The following is a 17,358-nucleotide window of genomic DNA, read 5'->3' as shown; positions in this document are numbered from 1 at the left end:
GCGTTAGTTTTTAAAGAAGCTGCCGAAGTAGTCTTCAGCCGTGTAATCATTAAGGTCAAGCTGCCATTTGCCGTCTTTTGTTTTGTTCATTTTGACTTCAACGGTTTTTTCGCTTGAAGCAGTTTCTAATTTTTTAAGTTCTTCCACCATGGCGTCGATGGTAGGGCTGATCAGTTCATCGCGGGAGATATAATCCTTCCCGCTGTTTTTGACGTATTCTTCCATTCTCTTTTGAACCCTTTTTTCGAGGTCTGAGCTGTCAATCGGTGTGATTGTTGCTTCAACTGTCGCCTCGTCACTTGAAATCGTTTTTGTAACCGCTTTGACTTTTGCTTTGTCCTGATAGGCGTTTTGAATGGCGCTGATCAGTTTGTTCAATTTCTTTTTATCGACTTGATCTTCATCATAGATGCCCATATTCTCGATAAGCGATTTTTGCCCGCCTTCAAGATAATCAGTAACGATTTCGCGTTTGTTTTCACCCGTCAATTTTTCGAAGTTCTCGTTATCCTTGCCGAAAAGTGTGATATCTGTATAAGCGAGCAAGGCTTTGGCCGGATCGTCAAGCTTTTTGGCCGTATCTAAAATGTCGCTGCTGCCGCCGTCGATTGTGAATTCAATCGGCTCGACTTTTTCGTCGCCATAGACTTCAGGTGTGTATTCAAGCTGGTATTTTTCGCCTTTATCAACCTGGTAGTAAAGGTACCCTTCGGTTGATTTATCCGGGTTTAGCGAGGCGGATGAAAGCCTTTCATTATCAGTATACATTGACACATCGGACACTTTAGAGTCGTTCTGGTAAAGACTGAACGACCTCTTGTTGACGTTCAATGGTTTATCACTTGTATTTTTTACGGATACTTTTACTTTTAAAATAAGTTCGCCTTCACCTAGTTTTGTTGTTGAGTCCTCAGGCAGTGTATATTCTGAGCTGACGACTTTAACCTCTGCATTGTCCGCTTTTTTTGTATCTTCTTTTTCACCGCTTGCGCTTTTATTGCCTCCGCAAGCTGCTGACACGACGGCTACGATCATCAAAAGCATCATCAGAAAAAACTTTTTGCTTCGCATGGTCTGTCTCCTTTTTTTTATTAATTTTTTCAAGTGTTATGTAAATGAAAAGAAAATGGCGGATTAGGGATAAAGCCCTTTTTTCGGGATGAATTTGATTAAAGTCCCGATCCTTTCATTTATCTAACAGTGAAAATTTGATTATAAATCTTTCTTTTTCCTTAGTTTCTTAAAAAAAACAGAAACAACATCACTCATTTTAAGGTTTAAAGAATCATTGATAAATAGGTTGTAAATCCTAATTTCGGCCAATGTTTTGCAAGATTAGACATGATTTCAATCTCCTGATGGTATAAAGAGACTAAAACTTAAGGATTACCTTGAAGTACATTTAATTGAAATCAAACCATTTTTAAAAAAACAGGAATGTGTCTTCTTAAGCGGAAAACATAAGAAATTATGGGATTGGGAAGCCGGAAAACAGAAGGTGAACTCCAATTTGCTGCAAGTGAGTCAATAGTCCCGTTTTCGGGTTTCCTTAACGGAAGCTTAAAATTTAGTGGATCAATCGGTGTGGATGGGGTTGGCACGGTTTTTTAACAGTGATGAATAGGGGGAAAGGCCGCATCGCCGGCGGCCAGCTTAAAACGGAAAACGCTCTTCACTTAATGCCGATCATCATGGCGATAATAATGGCTGCAGCGCCGATGATAAACCAGCCAGCGATCAGTTTCCAGACAAATTTGACCCAGCGTTCATAAGGAATGCCGGCAATCGCAAGCGAAGCCATCAATACACCCGATGTCGGAATGATGGAATTGGTTATGCCGTCTCCATATTGATAAGCAAGCACGGCGATTTGCCGTTCAAATCCCAAAAGATCTGCCAGGGGCGCCATAAGAGGCATTGTTGTGGCAGCTTGGCCGCTTCCGGACGGAATAAATGTATTGATGGCGACTTGGACGATAAACATACCGACGGCGCTGATTTCATTTGGAAGTGTGCTGATGGCAGAAGCGAGGCTGTTGATCATCGTATCAATGATGCGGCCATCTTCCAATACAACGACGATGGCTCGGGCAAATCCGACGATCAACGCTCCGTAAACAACCTGTTTCATCCCGTCAACAAACGAATCGAAGGTCTTGTTGATGGTGAGTCCGCCGGCAAGACCGGAAGCGAGTCCGATAATTAGAAACCCGGCCGACAGCTCACTTAAAAACCAGCCCCATTGAAACACACCGAATATATTGATCGCAAAGCCGAATGCAACGATGAGAAAAACGAGGCCGTGCCGCGGTGTGAAGGAAATATGAGAATGCGCCGCCGCCGCTTCTTCACGCATCTCGGCAGCGGTTCCATACATCAGTCCGTGTTGCGGATTTGCTTTGACTTTTTGCGCATATGTCATGACGTAATAAATGGCGTATCCAAGCATGGCCGTATAAACAACGAGTCTGTAGCCGACGGCGCTGAAAATGGGTACTTCGGCAATCGTCTGCGCGATTCCGACAGTGAAAGGGTTGAGCATGCCGCCGGTAAATCCGGCTGCAGCCCCGAGGGAGATCATCGCCAGGCCTGTCATTGAATCATAGCCGAGCGCTCGTGCAACCGCGATGCCGATCGGAACAAAGATGATCGTCTCTTCAGATAAACCGATGGTAGCGCCGCCAAGCGAAAAGGCGAACATGATCGCCGGGATTAGCAGGGCGCCCCGCTTCTTCAGGCGCTGCACCAAACAATTGACTCCGGCGTTGATCATCCCTGTCTGGTGAATGATGCCGAAAGCGCCACCGATCAAAAAGATGTAAAAAATGATGTCCGCCGATTGCATCATGCCTTCGGGAACGGCTTTAAACAAATCAAACATACCGACGGGGTCGGCGTCTTTCTGCTCGTAACTTCCCTGAACGATCACCGTTCGGCCGTCTTCTTCAACCCGTTCAAATTGACCGGCAGGAATCAGGTAAGAAGCGACAGCGGCCAGAATCATGATCAGAAAAATCAACGCATATGTGTGTGGAAAGCGACATGTTGTTTTCTTCGGGGCGTCATTGCTCATTCGGCAAATCTCCTTTATAATGTATTAATATACAAAGTTTTATATATTTAAACATTTTTAATATATGAGAATCGATTTGTCAATCCCCTGGAATTTTATATGGAGAAGGGAGAACAGCGCGTGAAAAAACAAATTGAGAAAGAAATCGAACATATCCGTGAAGAGCTGCTGCATATCAGCCAGTATATTGGCAACAACCCCGAACTGGGTCATGAGGAATTCAAAGCTGCAACGCTCTTGACCGAGGAGCTCAAAAAGCACGATTTTAAAGTGCAATTAGGAACAGCAGGTCTTGCCACCGCATTTACAGCCGAATATGACAGCGGCCGGCCCGGCCCTTCCATCGGGTTTATGGCGGAATATGATGCGCTTCCCGGCCTGGGCCATGCCTGCGGCCACAATTTGATCGGGACAATGGCTGTTGGCGCCGCCATCGGCGTCAGCAAAGTGATGAATTCGTGCGGCGGCAAAGTGTATGTATACGGAACGCCTGCAGAAGAAACAAAAGGCGGAAAAGTCACCATGGCGGAACAAGGGATTTTCGACCACCTGGATGCCGCCATGATGGTGCACCCATATTGCAGACATGAAAAAAGCGGGACATCGCTGGCGATGGATGCCATTCAATTTGAGTTTTTCGGAAAGGCATCACATGCAGCAGGAGCTCCGCATGAAGGTATCAATGCCCTGGATGCCGTGATTCAGACATTCAACGGTATAAATGCGCTCAGACAGCATATCCTGCCTGACGCGCGGATTCACGGCATCATTCCCGAGGGAGGAAAAGCGGCGAATGTCGTGCCGGATTATGCAGTCGCACAATTTTACGTCAGGGGAGCCGAACGCTCCTATGTCAATGAACTGCTGGAAAAAGTGAAAAACTGTGCGAAAGCTGCTGCGCTCGCGACAGGGGCCCGGCTTGAAACCTCTTTTTACGAATTGTCTTATGACGATATGAAAACAAATGAAACGTTATCAGACATTTTTACAAAAAACATGATCGAATTAGGCGTTGAGCCCGATTCCATTTATGAAAAAGCGGATGGAGGGGGATCGATTGACATGGGGAATGTCAGCCAGATCACACCATCGATTCATCCATATGTGCAAATTTGCGATGAACCATTTGCCTGCCATACACCGGAGTTTCGCGAAGCAGCGATGAGCAGCAAAGGATTTGAAGGATTGATGCTCGGCGCAAAGTCATTGGCGTTAACCGCCTATGATCTTTTGACCAATGCAGAGCTTTTGAACAAAGTGAATGAAGAATTCAAGCTGTTAAAACAGTAGAAAGAGCGAAGGTTTAAAATCACCGAGGGTCTATGAAAAAGTTATGATCCTGATAAGAAAAAGTAAAAAGAGCTGAACTAGAGTAACAGTAGAGAATTGCTTCTGATCTCAAAGCAATGTGTTATCAGGTCCAATGCGTTAATCCGATTACTACTCTGTTTTTGAACTTTTGAGTAGCCCCAACATCTAACCAATCGACAATAGAATAGCTCCTGTAAAGGAGTCAGCTTCACGGCATTTCTAGGGAGTAAGATCGTCTTCAGTTACCAAGCCAAGGACGGTCTTACTTTTTTGTTTGATGACAGTATAGCCACAATCAAGATGCCAAATTTAAGTAAACCGTCGGGATACAGCGGCATATGGAAGGAGATTGAGTTTTGGAGATTCAGAGACCGACAAGCTGGTAAAGGAAGAAAGAAGATGACAAGATAGAAATGTGAGGTTATGGCCTATGGCGTCTTGGGATCAATAAAGAGAGCAGTTATTTGACCTACTCTCTTTGATTTGACTTTTATCATTTGTGAACAAATAAGTAAGTTCCCTTCGCTTCTCCGTTTGATAGTTTAACAGGATTTCTGCAGTAAGCAGATTTGCTAAATAGATACCCATCCCAATTAGAATATCTTTTAAGTTTTCCGGAAGACTTTCTTTTTGTCGGTTTAAAAGCAATATAACCACGTTCACCTTTTTTTAGTTTGAAGGTATACGTACTTGAGTCTGTCGCACTGCTCACCCATGTATAAGATACACCGGCTTTAATTGCACTTTTTTCAGCTTGAGAGTTTACGCTAAAGGAAGCTGATACTGTTGCTGATACATTTTTGGTAATATGACATCCTCCTGAAGTGTTACAGTTAATCGATGATGTTACTTGAATAGGATTACCTGTGTATGTAGTAACTTTGGATTCGGAGTATTTCCAGTATTCTCGATAGTCTTGTGTTGTAAAATCACCAGAGGACGCTGTCTTAAAAGAATTAAAGCTAGTTGTTGATAGATCTGGAAATTCTGATTCCTCTGATTCTTTATCTTGAGTGAATTCTTTATATTCTTCTTCTGTAAGCGGAATGAGACCATTTTCAGTATTTTCGTAAGCGGTGACTTCAGCGTCCAATTCAGGATCATAAAACCGTTCTGGTTCTGTGTTTTCCTCTGCAAAAGCAGGAATAGAAAAAGTTAAACCAAGTACAATTGTGCTAGAAGCTATCAGGCCTTTCATTGACAGATTCAAACAAATCATCCCCCTTTATTTCCTTTTAAAACCATATTACCGGATAAAAGGAGGGGCGTACATCTTTTTTCTTCGACAAAAAAACCTAATTTTAGACTATTTAGTCATTATATAGTAATACATATTCGTTTTTTTATCGATAGTTGGTGTCGTTTCAAGACCGTCATCAGTTTCAAATGTAAAATTTTGTTTGTCGGCAACCCCTAAGTATAGCCTGTATTTCTTTCCTTGTGATGTTTTAAAGTCTGCAGAAACATCTAAATTACCTATGTTGGGTTTATCTGATTTCAAAATTATATGCTGGAAGTTGCGATTCCACTGATATTTGTTGTTTTTATGAATGATGTGAGCAATACAAATTCCTTTTCCGTCAGATTCAGTGAATCGAAAAACAATTACTTTTTCACCATTCAAATCAACTTTTTCTAAAATATCACTTTTGTTTATATTTTCACTTTGAATACCATGCTCAATGGCTTTTTCTTCACTATTAAACCATTGTTGTTCCTCCTGGTTGTCTTTGGCACTCGAACATCCTGCGAGTATCAGAACTAAAAGAAGTATGATTTTATATTGTTTCATACTTGACCTCCACTATTTTTGTTTTATAACCGAGTTATATTAATTCGCTTAAGGTTTAAAATTTCCTTTTTACATATCAAAGTCAAAAATGAATTTTTATTGATGGATCAAGGTTAATAATGCAGGAAATCACCGAGAAAGTGAAGAGTTCAATAGGTTTTTGCACGGAACTGGAAAGTCAAATGTTTATGCCGCAACAAAGCGTAAAGACATCATTTACCCTTTCAGAGTACATTTAGAAATCATAAAATGGTCGGGCTTTTGGTGAAATGTAAACATGGTGGGTAGTCTAACTCATTCATTAAATCATGAGATTTTCACCGAAATGATTCTGTATGCATCATCTACATTGTATTTCTATATAATCTCTGAAAGGATTTTTTATGTCACATAATATGGGCAACTTTCTTAAATTCCTTTGTGCCATGATCTAAAGAAGAATTAACGCGAGTCTGTATTTAGAACATACCTTGCGATTCCTTTTTCTATCGCTTATTTCCACTTATTTTTAAAAATCCGATTATTTCACGAACACTGCTACACATTTAATTTGTAAAGATGTTATTAGGTATTCTGTAAAAATATGCTTACAAGGGTTCGCTCACCTTCGGAAAGAGAATAATCGGGAACGAATATCCCCTTTTTTTAAACAGTTATCCTCATAAATTTTTCAAGTTTGTTATTTGGATTAATTTCATTTCCCCGGTATAACCACACGCCATGAATTATATTATCTTCTTTAACATTGCAATGACTTTGGTTCTTAATAGTATAAATTCACCTAATAAAAATAATTTCCAATTATTTTAATGAATCTTCTCTGCTAAGGATTCATTAGCTCTTTGTCCATTTTAAGGTCATGCTTTTCCGATGGAAATAATAAACGTAAAATTAAGAAAATTTAAACTGGTATGAAAGGGATGGAGTCAGAGAAAATACAAATACATAAGCTACATACGAAGAAGCAGGGGGAGATCTAAAATCATGATGAAACGGCGAATGTTGTTTATTGTTATAGGCTTATTGCTGATGATGACCGGGTGCTCCGGTGCAAATGAGTCTTTAAATGAAACAAAAGCTGAAGCGAAAACGGGAACAAAGACAGTCAGCACAGGTCAAAAAAATAAAGATTTGCCCAATATCAAAATCCTGGCTACAGGTGGAACGATTGCGGGCGCGGATAAGTCAAAAACATCGACAACCAATTATAAAGCGGGGGCACTCGGGATTGATACGTTGATCGAAGCCGTTCCGGAGATGCAGGATCTTGCGAATATCAGCGGCGAACAGATCGCCAATATCGGCAGTCAAAATATGACCAACGACATTTTGCTGAAGTTGAGCAAGCGTGTCGGGAAGCTGCTGGCTTCTGACGATATCGACGGGATTGTCATCACGCACGGCACAGATACACTTGAAGAAACGGCCTATTTTTTAAACCTTGTCATCAAAAGCGATAAACCGGTCGTCGTTGTCGGATCTATGAGGCCATCAACAGCGATCGGAGCGGATGGACCTGCGAATCTTTACAACGCCGTAAAAGTAGCGGCGAGCGAGAAGGCGAACGGGAAAGGAACGCTGATCGTCATGAATGACCGCATCGGAGCCGCGAGGTATGTAACAAAAACAAACACAACGGCTCCTGATACATTTAAGTCGGAGGAAATGGGCTTTCTCGGCAACATTGCCGACGACATCTATTTTCATAATGAAGTGACGAAAAAGCATACGACGGAAACAGACTTTGATATTTCAAAAATCGATAAGCTTCCTCAAGTCGACATTATTTACGGCTATCAAAGCGACGGGCGCTTTTTGTTCGATGCCGCTGTCAAAGCGGGGGCGAAAGGCATCGTCTATGCGGGAAGCGGAAACGGCTCGATTTCCGATGAAGCGAAAAAAGGCGCGACAGCGGCTGTGAAAAAAGGAGCGGCCGTCGTCCGCTCGAGCCGCACCGGGAGCGGAGTCGTAACACCGAATCCGGATCTGGAAAAGAAACAGCTGTTGTCCTCCAATTCGTTGAACCCGGAAAAATCCCGGATTTTACTGATGCTTGCTCTGACCAAAACAGATGACCCTGAAAAAATCCAGAACTATTTTAATGAGTATTAGAAAGCTGCCGGTGATTCGGCGGCTTTTATAAATCCTGCGATAACCGGATCATATCGATGCATTGAATGCCATTTTCATAAATGGGTTCTGAATAATGCCTGATAAAAAAATCCCGGTCTATCCCTGTGATTCTGAACCCGCATTTTTGATAGAAAGCCAGCTGTCCGATGCTTGAATTTCCGGTGCCGATTTCCATCGTTTTAAACCCTTCTGATTTTGCCGTTTTTAGCGCATGCATGATCAGCTGTTTTCCGATTCCCTTTCCCTGCATCTCCTCTTTGACTGCAATATTGACCAATTCGGCCGTTTCCGGCCTTGTCGCCAGCAGGATATAAACCCCGGCTATTTCCCGGTTGATTTCAGCAGTGAAACATTGCCCTCTTTCGGCATAGTCTTTGACCAGTTTTTCCGACGGATCTGCCGACAGCAGCAAATCCATCGGCAGCGTGTTTTCACGTGAAAGCTTTTGAATGATCATTTCTCTTTCCCCCTATCTGAAACAATTGAAATCCTTCAGGGTCTCGTGCAAAATAAACATTAGCGAACCCAAAGGAGAGGTGCAGATATGAATATATCTGAATATATGGCGTATGACGCCGTAGGCTTATCTAAGCTTATCAAAAAAAAGGAAGTCACAGCAGCCGAATTAACCGACATCGCCTTTGCCCGCCTGGAGCAAGTCAATCCGGGAATCAATGCGGTCGTGCGGACGAGAAAAGACCGGGTCATGCATGAAAGCGAACAGCTTGATGTTTCCAGGCAGCCGTTCGCCGGTGTGCCCATTCTCTTAAAAGATATTTCCCAAGCGATAAAAGGAGAGCCGCTGACAGCCGGGGCGAAGCTGCTCAAGTCCTATACCGCAAAGCGCGATTCGAATTTTGTCGCAACCTTGCGCGAGGCAGGGTTTTTATTTCTCGGGCACACGAACACACCTGAATACGGGTTGAAAAATATTTCTGAACCTGAGCTGTACGGGCCGACGCGGAATCCGTGGAATACCGCTTATTCGCCGGGAGGATCAAGCGGCGGCTCGGCAGCGGCGGTGGCGGCGGGAATCGTGCCCGTGGCTGGAGCGAGTGATGGGGGAGGCTCCATTCGGATTCCGGCTTCTTTTACGGGGCTGTTCGGTCTGAAACCGACCCGCGGCAGAACGCCTGTCGGCCCTGGAGCCGGTCGTCAGTGGCAGGGTGCGTCGATTGATTTTGTTCTGTCACGGACTGTCAGAGACAGCGCGGCACTGCTGGACATTCTGCAAACGATCCAGCCGGAAGCTGCTTTTCAAACGCCTTTATTTCCCGGACGATATGCCGATGATCTGCAAATAGGGACACAGCGCCCTTTGAAAATCGCTTTTTCTGTGGAAAGTCCCGTAGGAACGCCTGTCAGCGATGAGGCCAAGCGCGCTGTTTATCACACCGTGAAATGGCTTGAAGCTGAAGGGCATCATGTTGAGGAACAGACGAACGGAGTCGACGGGCTCCGCTTAATAGAAAACTACTATTTGATGAACAGCGGTGAAATCTCGGCAATGGTTTTAGGAATGGAAAGAACGCTCGGACGGCCGATCACGGCACAGGATGTGGAAATCGTCACATGGGTTCTGAATGAAGCCGGCAAAAAAGTGACGGCGGCGGAGTTTACCGCGAGCTTAGCTTCTTGGGATAAAGCCGCCGCACAAATGGCGGCGTTTCATGAAACCTATGATGTATACGTGACCCCTGCCTCGGCCTATCCCGCGCCAAAGGTCGGCGAGCTGACCCACACGCAAAAAGAAGCGGAAGAGCTCAAGAAGGTAAGCGGCATGGAAAAAGACGAACAGCAGGCGCTTATCTATCAAATGTTTTTGAAAAGCCTGACATTTACCCCATTCACACAGCTTGCAAACTTAACCGGCCAGCCGGCGATGAGCGTGCCGGTCCATATGACAAGCGATGGGCTTCCGCTGGGGGTTCAGTTTACGGCTCCGAAAGGAAAAGAGCATTGGCTGCTTCGGATCGCCTATACCTTAGAGCAGTCCGATTTATGGGTTGGAATGAAAGGAAACCCGATGTTTTAGCCGGCACATCACCGCAACAAAAGAACGGACGCCTGAACAGGCGCCGTTCTTTTGTTTTAACCATACAGCATTTCCAGCTCATCCACCAATGACTCGACATAGCGGACGGCCCGGCGGATCGGTTCGTCAGTCGACATATCGACGCCGGCATGCTTTAACAGGTCAAGGGGTTTCATTGTTCCTCCTGCTTTTAAGACAGACAGCCATCTGTCCACCGCCGGCTGCCCTTCATGCTTGATCATCTGTGAAACCAATGTTGAAGCAGTCAATCCTGCTGAATAAGTGTAGGGGTACAAGCCCATGTAATAATGGGGCTGGCGCATCCATGTCAGGCTGGCGCCTTCATCAATCACGACTTCTGCGCCCCAGAATTCGGAAAGCACTTTGCTTGATTGTTCAGACAGCGCAGAGGCAGTAAGAGCGCGCCCCTGTTCTGCAAGCTGATACACCCTGCGCTGATACTCCCCTTCGAGCAGGTGGGTGACAAAGTTGTGGTAATACGTGCCCAGCAGCTGATTGATGACCCAGCGCTTCATCTTTGAATCATTTGTTTGTGAGAACAGGTGCTGTGCGAGCAGCATTTCATTCATCGTCGAAGGAGCCTCCACGAAAAATAAAGAAGGGCTGATGTTCATGATCCGCTGATCGCGGGCTGCGAAATAAAAATGGCCGGCATGGCCCAGTTCATGGGCAAGGGTAAAGACATCCCGCATCGTATCCGTCCAGGTCATTAAAATGTAAGGATGAGCGCCGTACGGGCTTGAGCAAAAGGCGCCTGTTGATTTGCCGACATTGTCAGCCAAATCGACCCACCTTTCAGTTAAAGCGGTTTTCATCACTTGTGCATACTCAGGGCCCATCACTTGTAAAGCATCGAGAATCATGTTTTTTGCATCTGCAAAAGTAGTTTGAGGGTTGAAGCCATGGTCGAGCGGGGCCTGCAAATCGCAGAAGCGCATCTCGTCCAGACAGAGTACACGTTTTTTTAGGCCGGCATACCTTCGCATATGTGGCGCAAGCTCCTGTTTGATGACATCCAGCTGGTTGTGGTACATCTCAAGTGTCACGCTTTGCGGCTGCAGGAGCATGTGGGTGACTGATTCATATCCGCGCAAGGAGGACATCGCCACTTGTTTTTTGACTTCTGTTTCATATGCGGCGGCAATTGTGTTTTGATATTGCTTTAAGGTATCGACAAATGAGTCAAAGGCTTTTCTGCGAATGTCCGTATCAGGGGAAAACATATATCTGCCTTCATATAGCGCAAACGAATTGGCGAGTTCACGGCCATTTGAATCGGTAATCGGTTCAAATCGCATATCTGCCAGTTTCGCCATTCCGAAGATTTTGTAGGGCGCTTCATACACTTCGCCCAACATGGCCAGCGCTTCTTCCGTTTCCGGCAAAAGCTTGTACGGCTTGCGCTCTAACATGTCCGTCAGCATGTTTCGGAAAGGTTCGAATTCTTCTTCACTTTTTATGTACGACTCAATGACAGCCTCGGGAAGTTGTAAAATCTCTGATTCGATAAATGAAAGGCCCGCATTGATTTTCGCCTTCAGCGCGGCCATTTTTGAAGCATTCGCTTGATTGATGGGGTTTGTCAAATCTTCTGACTTTTTGAGGTAGATATAGGCGATAGCCTTGCTTAAACGCTTCATGATCTGTTCTTCCATCAGCAAACAATCGAGCAGGACTTGTGCGCCTTCATGAAGTCTTCCTTTAAAAGATGTGATCGCCGATAAGTCATCCTCAATGTTGGCCAGCTCGTCTTTCCAAGCTGCGTCTGAAGAAAACAAATCTGTCAGTTTCCATGTCATCTCTTTCGCAACTTCTGAACGGTTCAGTCTCTTTTCAGCCGCTTTTTTCAATCGATCTCCCCCAATTCCGATTATTTCGTGTTTCTAATTAATTATATAAAAGACAGAGGCTGAATGAAACAAAATAAAAACGACGATTTCTGATGAAACCGCCGTTTTATTGCTTCACTTGCGTTCACTCATGCTTCGCATCACAAGGCTCACGATAAAGATCAGGATGATCGCCCCAACCAGAGCGGGGATGATATTAAATCCGCCAATCATCGGCCCCCAGTTTCCTAAGATCAGTGATCCCAGCCATGAACCGACAAATCCGGCGATGATGTTGCCGATGATTCCTCCAGGTACATCCCGTCTGATAATAAGGCCCGCAAGCCAGCCGAGAATCCCTCCGATGATTAAAGACCAAATCAGTCCAAACACAGATATTGCCTCCTTGATATTTTCCGTCTTTCCCTTAGCTTTTGACATTCATGAGGAACTATACCACTGTTTTTTCTCAATGAAACCATTCTCAGAAATCAAACGTATGACATACCAACACCAAGAAAAGGCATACAACTCATAAAAGCAGAGAGAGGAGTTTGGCATGAGACACCCCCTGAAAGAGTTGAAAGGTTTTCACGAGTTTGCAGAAGAAGAAATGAAGCGGTGGAAAGTGCCCGGCGCTGCGGTTGGCATCATTAAAGACGATGAGATCATCATGGCGGAAGGGTTCGGCTATAAAGACAAAGAAAGGAATTTAAAAGTGAATCCGGAGACCGTGTTTGCCATCGGTTCGGCGACTAAGGCTTTTACAACAGCAGCGATGGCGATTCTGGCTGATGAAGGAAAGCTGGAATGGGATAAGCCTGTCAGGGAATACCTGCCGGAGTTTCACATGCATGATCCTGTAGCGACTGAACGGATGACCCCAAGGGATTTGACATGCCACCGTTCCGGACTTCCCCGGCATGATATGATGTGGTACAACTCCCCTTTTTCAAGGGAGGAGCTCCTCAGGCGCATTCGCTATTTGGAGCCGAACAAGGATTTTCGTTCGATTTGGCAGTATCAAAATCTCATGTATATGACAGCCGGTCTTCTGGCGGGAAGAGTGGCCGGCACGACCTGGGAAGGGCTTGTGCAAGAGCGGCTGTTTGAGCCTTTAAAAATGACATCAAGCAATTTTTCGGTTGAGGATATGAAAAAGCAGCCGGATCATTCCTTGCCATATCAAGAAAAAGCCGGATCAGCAGAACAAATTCCATTTCGCAATATCGATGCGATCGGGCCGGCAGGTTCCATCAATTCGAATGTGCTGGATATGGCCAACTGGGTGAGGTTCCAGCTTGGCAGCGGAGAGTTCAGCGGCATTTTATCGGCCGGGAGCCTGAATGAAATGCATACTCCTTATATTCCATGCGACCCGTTCATGAAAGCGAAAGAGATCCCAATTTCAAGCTATGGGCTTGGCTGGATCATCGAGCCGTACAGGGGATACCGCATGATTCACCACGGAGGAAATATCGACGGCTTTTCATCGCTTGTCTCTTTCATGCCTGACGAAAAAATCGGCGTCGTCATTTTGACCAATATGAACGCCAGCCTGCTCCCAAATGTGCTGGCATACCATATTTTTGATCGTATGCTTGGTCTCTGTGACATCGATTGGAGCAGCCGCTTGAAAGGTGAAGCGGAAAAAATGAAAGCGGCTCTCATTAGACAGGATCGCACCGCACATTTAAGCAAGATCGAAGGAACGCAGCCGTCCCATGCTCTTGAGGATTATACGGGGATCTATGAGCATCCGGGCTACGGAGAATTAAAAATAGAGCTTACCGACGGAACATTGCAGGCGCTGTTTCATTCGTTTGTCATGCCTTTGACTCATTATCATTATGATACGTTCGAAATGGAGCTGAAGCTTTCTGAGACGACCAAGCTTCTGGCATCCTTTACCATTGATGTGAACGGACATATCAGCCGTTTCTCCGTACCGTTTGAAATGGCGCCCGGTGCAAAAGAAATCGAGTTTGTGAAAAAGCCTGATGAGCGATTGTCCGATCCTGAATTTCTCGCTTTGCTGACTGGAGTGTATGTGCTTGAAGACGGAACAGAAGTCGCTGTTTCCCTCGGAGGGGAGCGGACACTAAGGGTAACATTGCCTGGTCAGCCGGTATACGAGCTTGTGCCTTACCGTGAGCTGACTTTTCAAATCAAACATCTGCCTGGATACAGCATTCGGTTTGAGACGGATGATTCCGAACAGGTGAAAGGCCTTCGGTTTATCCAGCCGAACGGCGAGTTTCCTGCTGTCCGGAAATAACCTCTCATAGAAACGATTCGACTTTATTTCCCGAGAAATAGATAAGAATGTCGAGTCCATTTAAGTCATCTTTCCGGCGCTGGCTTCCCATAGTAAATCAGCGAGATGGACGGCTCTGACATGATCCGACAGTCCAGCCCGTTCAATGCCGAGTTTCATTTGCAGGAGGCAGCCGGGATTAGCGGTGACAATCGTTTCCGCTTGAACCGCTTGTGCTGCTTCCATCTTGGAATCGAGTATTGTCATCGACATGTTCGCTTCCACGATATTATAAATGCCGGCCGAGCCGCAGCAGCTGTCAGCGTTTTTCATTTCTTTGAATTCAATTCCTTTGATGCTGCGGAGGAGCCGGCGGGGCTCGGCAGACGTTTTCATCACATTGCGCAGGTGGCATGAGTCCTGATAGGTGACAGTCTGAACAGGCAGTTCAAGGGATTTTTCAGCAAAGTCCAGCTCCAATAGAACGGAGGAAAAATCTCTCAGCTTGCCTGTGAAGGATGCCGCCCGTTCCCACCAGTCGGGATCGCTTTTGAGAAGATGATCATATTCGCTTAAAAATGCTCCGCATCCGCCGGCGTTTGTCACGATATAATCGGCGTCCAATGCCTCGAATGCCTGAATATTCCGTTTTGCCAGTTGAACGGCCAGATCCTTCTCGCCGCTGTGGCCGTGCAGAGCGCCGCAGCAGGCCTGCCGGTCGGGGATGACGACTTCGCACCCCGCCATTTGCAGCAGTTTGATCGTGGCCATATTTGTGTCCAGGAACAAGGTATCCATTAAACAGCCTGAGAAGAAAGCGGCGCGCTTCTTGTGACCGCCGAGCGGCGGCAGATGGTCTGGGCGGCTTTTCAGCTGCTTCATATCCGGGACTTTGGGCAGGATGCTTTCCATTTTTGCCAGGTGTTCCGGCAACATCCGCAGCATGCCTGATTTTCTGATGATGGTTTGCATGCCGGAGCGCTGATAGAAGCCAAGCATTCCGGTCAGCGCCCGGATTCTCTGTTGATGAGGGAACAGCCCTTTAAATACAGCACTGCGCAGCACCTTTTTAGGAAGGGAGTGTTTTTTATGCTGCTGAATAATGTCTCTTGCCTCCTCCAATAAACGCCCGTACTGAACTCCTGACGGACATACCGGTTCACAGGCGCGGCAGCCGAGGCAAAGGTCAAGAGAGCGTTCGACATCTTTATCAGGCTCAATCACCCCGTCTGCGACCGCTTTCATTAAGGCGATCCGCCCCCGCGGAGAATGGCTTTCCTGAAAGCCCGATTCTATGTAGGTCGGGCACGATGGAAGGCAGAAGCCGCAGCGCATGCAATTGAGCAGTTCTTCTTCATCCATCCGCTCTTTAAACTGCTGCTGGATGACTTTTTGTTCTTTTGCTGTCGTCATTTTGCTACCACCACCCGTTTGCGGGAGTCTTTCGCAAATATTTTCCCTGGATTCAAAATGTTGTATGGATCAAATGCTTGTTTCAAGGCTTTCATCGCAGCGATTCCAGCCTCACCGATTTTAAGCTCCAAATAGGGGGCTTTCATTTCGCCGACTCCGTGTTCGCCAGTGATGGTTCCTCCGAGTTCAACGGCTTTTTTGAAGATGTCTTCAAAAGCTTTTTCGACTCGTTCCATTTCTTCGCTGTTTCGTATGTCAGTCGTGCAAGTCGGATGCAGATTTCCGTCTCCGGCATGACCGAATGTGCAAATGGTGATGTTGTGTTTTTTGGCGATGTTGTTGATCGCTTTAACCATTTCAGCGACTTTTGAGCGGGGGACTGTGGCGTCCTCCAGAATGGTCGTCGGCTTTAAACGGGCCAAAGCAGATAGTGCCGCACGGCGCGCGTTGCGCAAATTTTCCGCTTCGGCTTCCGTCTGTGCTGTTTGCACGGACACGGCATTTCCTTTTTTGCAGATGTCTTCAATGATGCCGATGTCCCGGCTGACCGTTTCAGCCGATCCGTCCTGTTCAATCAAAAGAACAGCTTTGGCATGGACGGGGAGGCCGATTTTTGCAAAGTCTTCGATGACTTGAAGCGTCGGCTGATCAAGAAATTCAAGGGTTGTCGGAATGATTTTGTGAGCGATGATGTCTGATACAGATTTGGCTGCAGCGTCGATGTCTTGATAGAGAGCGAGGACGGTTTTCTTTGTTTCGGGAGCAGGGATTAATTTTAACGTAGCTTCAGTGATGATGCCGAGCGTCCCTTCAGAGCCGACAAATAAACGCGTCAGATCGTAGCCGGCGACGTCTTTGGCAAGCTTTCCCCCGGTGCGGATGATATCCCCGTTGGCCAAAACGATTTCTAAAGCCATGACATAATCACGGGTCACACCATACTTCAGCCCCCGTAAACCGCCCGAATTTTCATTGATATTTCCGCCGATTGTGGAAATTTTCATTGAACTGGGGTCGGGAGGATAAAACAGCCCTTTTTCCTCTGCTGCACGAATCAAGTCCAGTGTGATGACTCCGGGCTGAACGGTCATAGTCAAATTTTCTTCATCGATTTCCAATATCTGATTCATATGTTTAAACAGGAGCACGATCCCGCCTTCTGTCGGGCAAGTGCCTGCACAGAGGTTGGTGCCGGAACCCCGCGGCACAATCGGGATGCGGTGGGCGCTTGCAATTTTCAATATGTCCGATACTTCGTCCTTGCTGCGCGGCGCAATGACGGCGTCAGGCATTGATTGGAACTGCGGTGTGGCATCATACGAGTAGACGAGCCGTCCGGCATTGGAATCATCATAATTCTCATGCCCGACGATATCCATCAGTTGGGATTTGATTTTGGTGGAAATCATTTGTGATCACATCCTTTACCAATCATTATACAAAATTGAAACGATTTCAAAAAATCATTCTTTTAAACTTATAAAATAAAAACAA

The 17,358-nt window shown here is 45.9% G+C and carries 13 protein-coding genes; 4 read left to right on the top strand and 9 right to left on the bottom strand.

Going from position 1 to position 17,358, the window contains the following annotated elements; translation table 11 throughout:
- Positions 1 to 3: 3 nt before the first annotated feature.
- Together M654_RS22100 and M654_RS22095 are read right to left on the bottom strand one after the other, a co-directional pair.
- Complete coding sequence (locus M654_RS22100) at positions 4 to 1,071, bottom strand: DUF4352 domain-containing protein (RefSeq protein ID WP_026585769.1); 1,068 nt, start codon at positions 1,069 to 1,071, stop codon at positions 4 to 6.
- Between the two features lie 601 nt (positions 1,072 to 1,672).
- Positions 1,673 to 3,073, bottom strand: a complete 1,401-nt coding sequence (locus M654_RS22095) for a YfcC family protein (RefSeq protein ID WP_026585770.1) — start codon at positions 3,071 to 3,073, stop codon at positions 1,673 to 1,675.
- Between the two features lie 120 nt (positions 3,074 to 3,193).
- Here M654_RS22095 and M654_RS22090 point away from each other — a divergent pair, with 120 nt between their 5' ends.
- Entirely contained in the window at positions 3,194 to 4,363 is a 1,170-nt protein-coding gene (locus M654_RS22090) for a M20 family metallopeptidase (protein WP_026585771.1), read from the top strand.
- Between the two features lie 514 nt (positions 4,364 to 4,877).
- Here the strand turns inward: M654_RS22090 and M654_RS22085 are convergent.
- Together M654_RS22085 and M654_RS22080 are read right to left on the bottom strand one after the other, a co-directional pair.
- Positions 4,878 to 5,594, bottom strand: coding sequence for a DUF6060 domain-containing protein (locus tag M654_RS22085; protein ID WP_051290326.1), 717 nt, complete (start codon positions 5,592 to 5,594; stop codon positions 4,878 to 4,880).
- Positions 5,595 to 5,690: 96 nt separating this feature from the next.
- Positions 5,691 to 6,176, bottom strand: coding sequence for a hypothetical protein (locus M654_RS22080; RefSeq protein ID WP_026585773.1), 486 nt, complete (start codon positions 6,174 to 6,176; stop codon positions 5,691 to 5,693).
- A 984-nt stretch (positions 6,177 to 7,160) separates the two neighbouring features.
- On the opposite strand from M654_RS22080, the gene M654_RS22075 reads away from it, so the two are divergent.
- A complete protein-coding gene (locus M654_RS22075; RefSeq protein ID WP_026585774.1) occupies positions 7,161 to 8,288 on the top strand; it encodes a type II asparaginase in 1,128 nt (375 codons plus the stop codon).
- 25 nt (positions 8,289 to 8,313) lie between these two features.
- On the opposite strand, the gene M654_RS22070 is transcribed toward M654_RS22075, so the two are convergent.
- Positions 8,314 to 8,766, bottom strand: coding sequence for a GNAT family N-acetyltransferase (locus tag M654_RS22070; RefSeq protein WP_026585775.1), 453 nt, complete (start codon positions 8,764 to 8,766; stop codon positions 8,314 to 8,316).
- Positions 8,767 to 8,853: 87 nt separating this feature from the next.
- On the opposite strand from M654_RS22070, the gene M654_RS22065 reads away from it, so the two are divergent.
- The gene (locus M654_RS22065) at positions 8,854 to 10,344 is read left to right on the top strand and encodes an amidase (RefSeq protein ID WP_026585776.1); all 1,491 of its coding nucleotides are present in this window, start codon (positions 8,854 to 8,856) and stop codon (positions 10,342 to 10,344) included.
- A 56-nt stretch (positions 10,345 to 10,400) separates the two neighbouring features.
- Here the strand turns inward: M654_RS22065 and pepF are convergent, their stop codons facing one another.
- Both pepF and M654_RS22055 read right to left on the bottom strand, forming a co-directional pair.
- Entirely contained in the window at positions 10,401 to 12,215 is a 1,815-nt protein-coding gene (gene pepF / locus M654_RS22060; RefSeq protein ID WP_026585777.1) for an oligoendopeptidase F, read from the bottom strand.
- Between the two features lie 114 nt (positions 12,216 to 12,329).
- Positions 12,330 to 12,587 carry a GlsB/YeaQ/YmgE family stress response membrane protein gene (locus tag M654_RS22055; RefSeq protein WP_026585778.1) on the bottom strand — a complete coding sequence of 86 codons (258 nt, stop codon included), beginning with the start codon at positions 12,585 to 12,587 and terminating at the stop codon, positions 12,330 to 12,332.
- A gap of 166 nt (positions 12,588 to 12,753) precedes the next feature.
- Between M654_RS22055 and M654_RS22050 the strand changes: the two genes are divergently transcribed.
- Entirely contained in the window at positions 12,754 to 14,472 is a 1,719-nt protein-coding gene (locus tag M654_RS22050) for a serine hydrolase (RefSeq protein ID WP_026585779.1), read from the top strand.
- Between the two features lie 60 nt (positions 14,473 to 14,532).
- Here M654_RS22050 and M654_RS22045 read toward each other — a convergent pair whose 3' ends face one another.
- Positions 14,533 to 15,864, bottom strand: coding sequence for a (Fe-S)-binding protein (locus M654_RS22045; RefSeq protein ID WP_026585780.1), 1,332 nt, complete (start codon positions 15,862 to 15,864; stop codon positions 14,533 to 14,535).
- Positions 15,861 to 17,273, bottom strand: coding sequence for a glycolate oxidase subunit GlcD (gene glcD, locus M654_RS22040; protein ID WP_026585781.1), 1,413 nt, complete (start codon positions 17,271 to 17,273; stop codon positions 15,861 to 15,863). Before glcD ends, M654_RS22045 begins: the two co-directional genes overlap by 4 nt.
- Positions 17,274 to 17,358 lie beyond the last annotated feature (85 nt).

It is taken from the genome of Bacillus sp. NSP9.1 (assembly GCF_000465465.2).
In the GTDB taxonomy this organism is placed as follows: Bacteria; Bacillota; Bacilli; order Bacillales; family Bacillaceae; genus Bacillus; species Bacillus sonorensis_A.
Note: the sequence above shows the minus strand (reverse complement) of the source record. Positions and strands in the feature narration are given on the sequence as shown.

Coding starts and splice junctions, on each gene's coding strand:
- M654_RS22100 (WP_026585769.1), bottom strand. CDS start 1,071: ATGCGAAGCAAAAAGTTTTTTCTGATGATGCTTTTGATGATCGTAGCC.
- glcD (WP_026585781.1), bottom strand. CDS start 17,273: ATGATTTCCACCAAAATCAAATCCCAACTGATGGATATCGTCGGGCAT.
- M654_RS22045 (WP_026585780.1), bottom strand. CDS start 15,864: ATGACGACAGCAAAAGAACAAAAAGTCATCCAGCAGCAGTTTAAAGAG.
- M654_RS22080 (WP_026585773.1), bottom strand. CDS start 6,176: ATGAAACAATATAAAATCATACTTCTTTTAGTTCTGATACTCGCAGGA.
- M654_RS22075 (WP_026585774.1), top strand. CDS start 7,161: ATGATGAAACGGCGAATGTTGTTTATTGTTATAGGCTTATTGCTGATG.
- M654_RS22095 (WP_026585770.1), bottom strand. CDS start 3,073: ATGAGCAATGACGCCCCGAAGAAAACAACATGTCGCTTTCCACACACA.
- M654_RS22070 (WP_026585775.1), bottom strand. CDS start 8,766: ATGATCATTCAAAAGCTTTCACGTGAAAACACGCTGCCGATGGATTTG.
- M654_RS22065 (WP_026585776.1), top strand. CDS start 8,854: ATGAATATATCTGAATATATGGCGTATGACGCCGTAGGCTTATCTAAG.
- M654_RS22050 (WP_026585779.1), top strand. CDS start 12,754: ATGAGACACCCCCTGAAAGAGTTGAAAGGTTTTCACGAGTTTGCAGAA.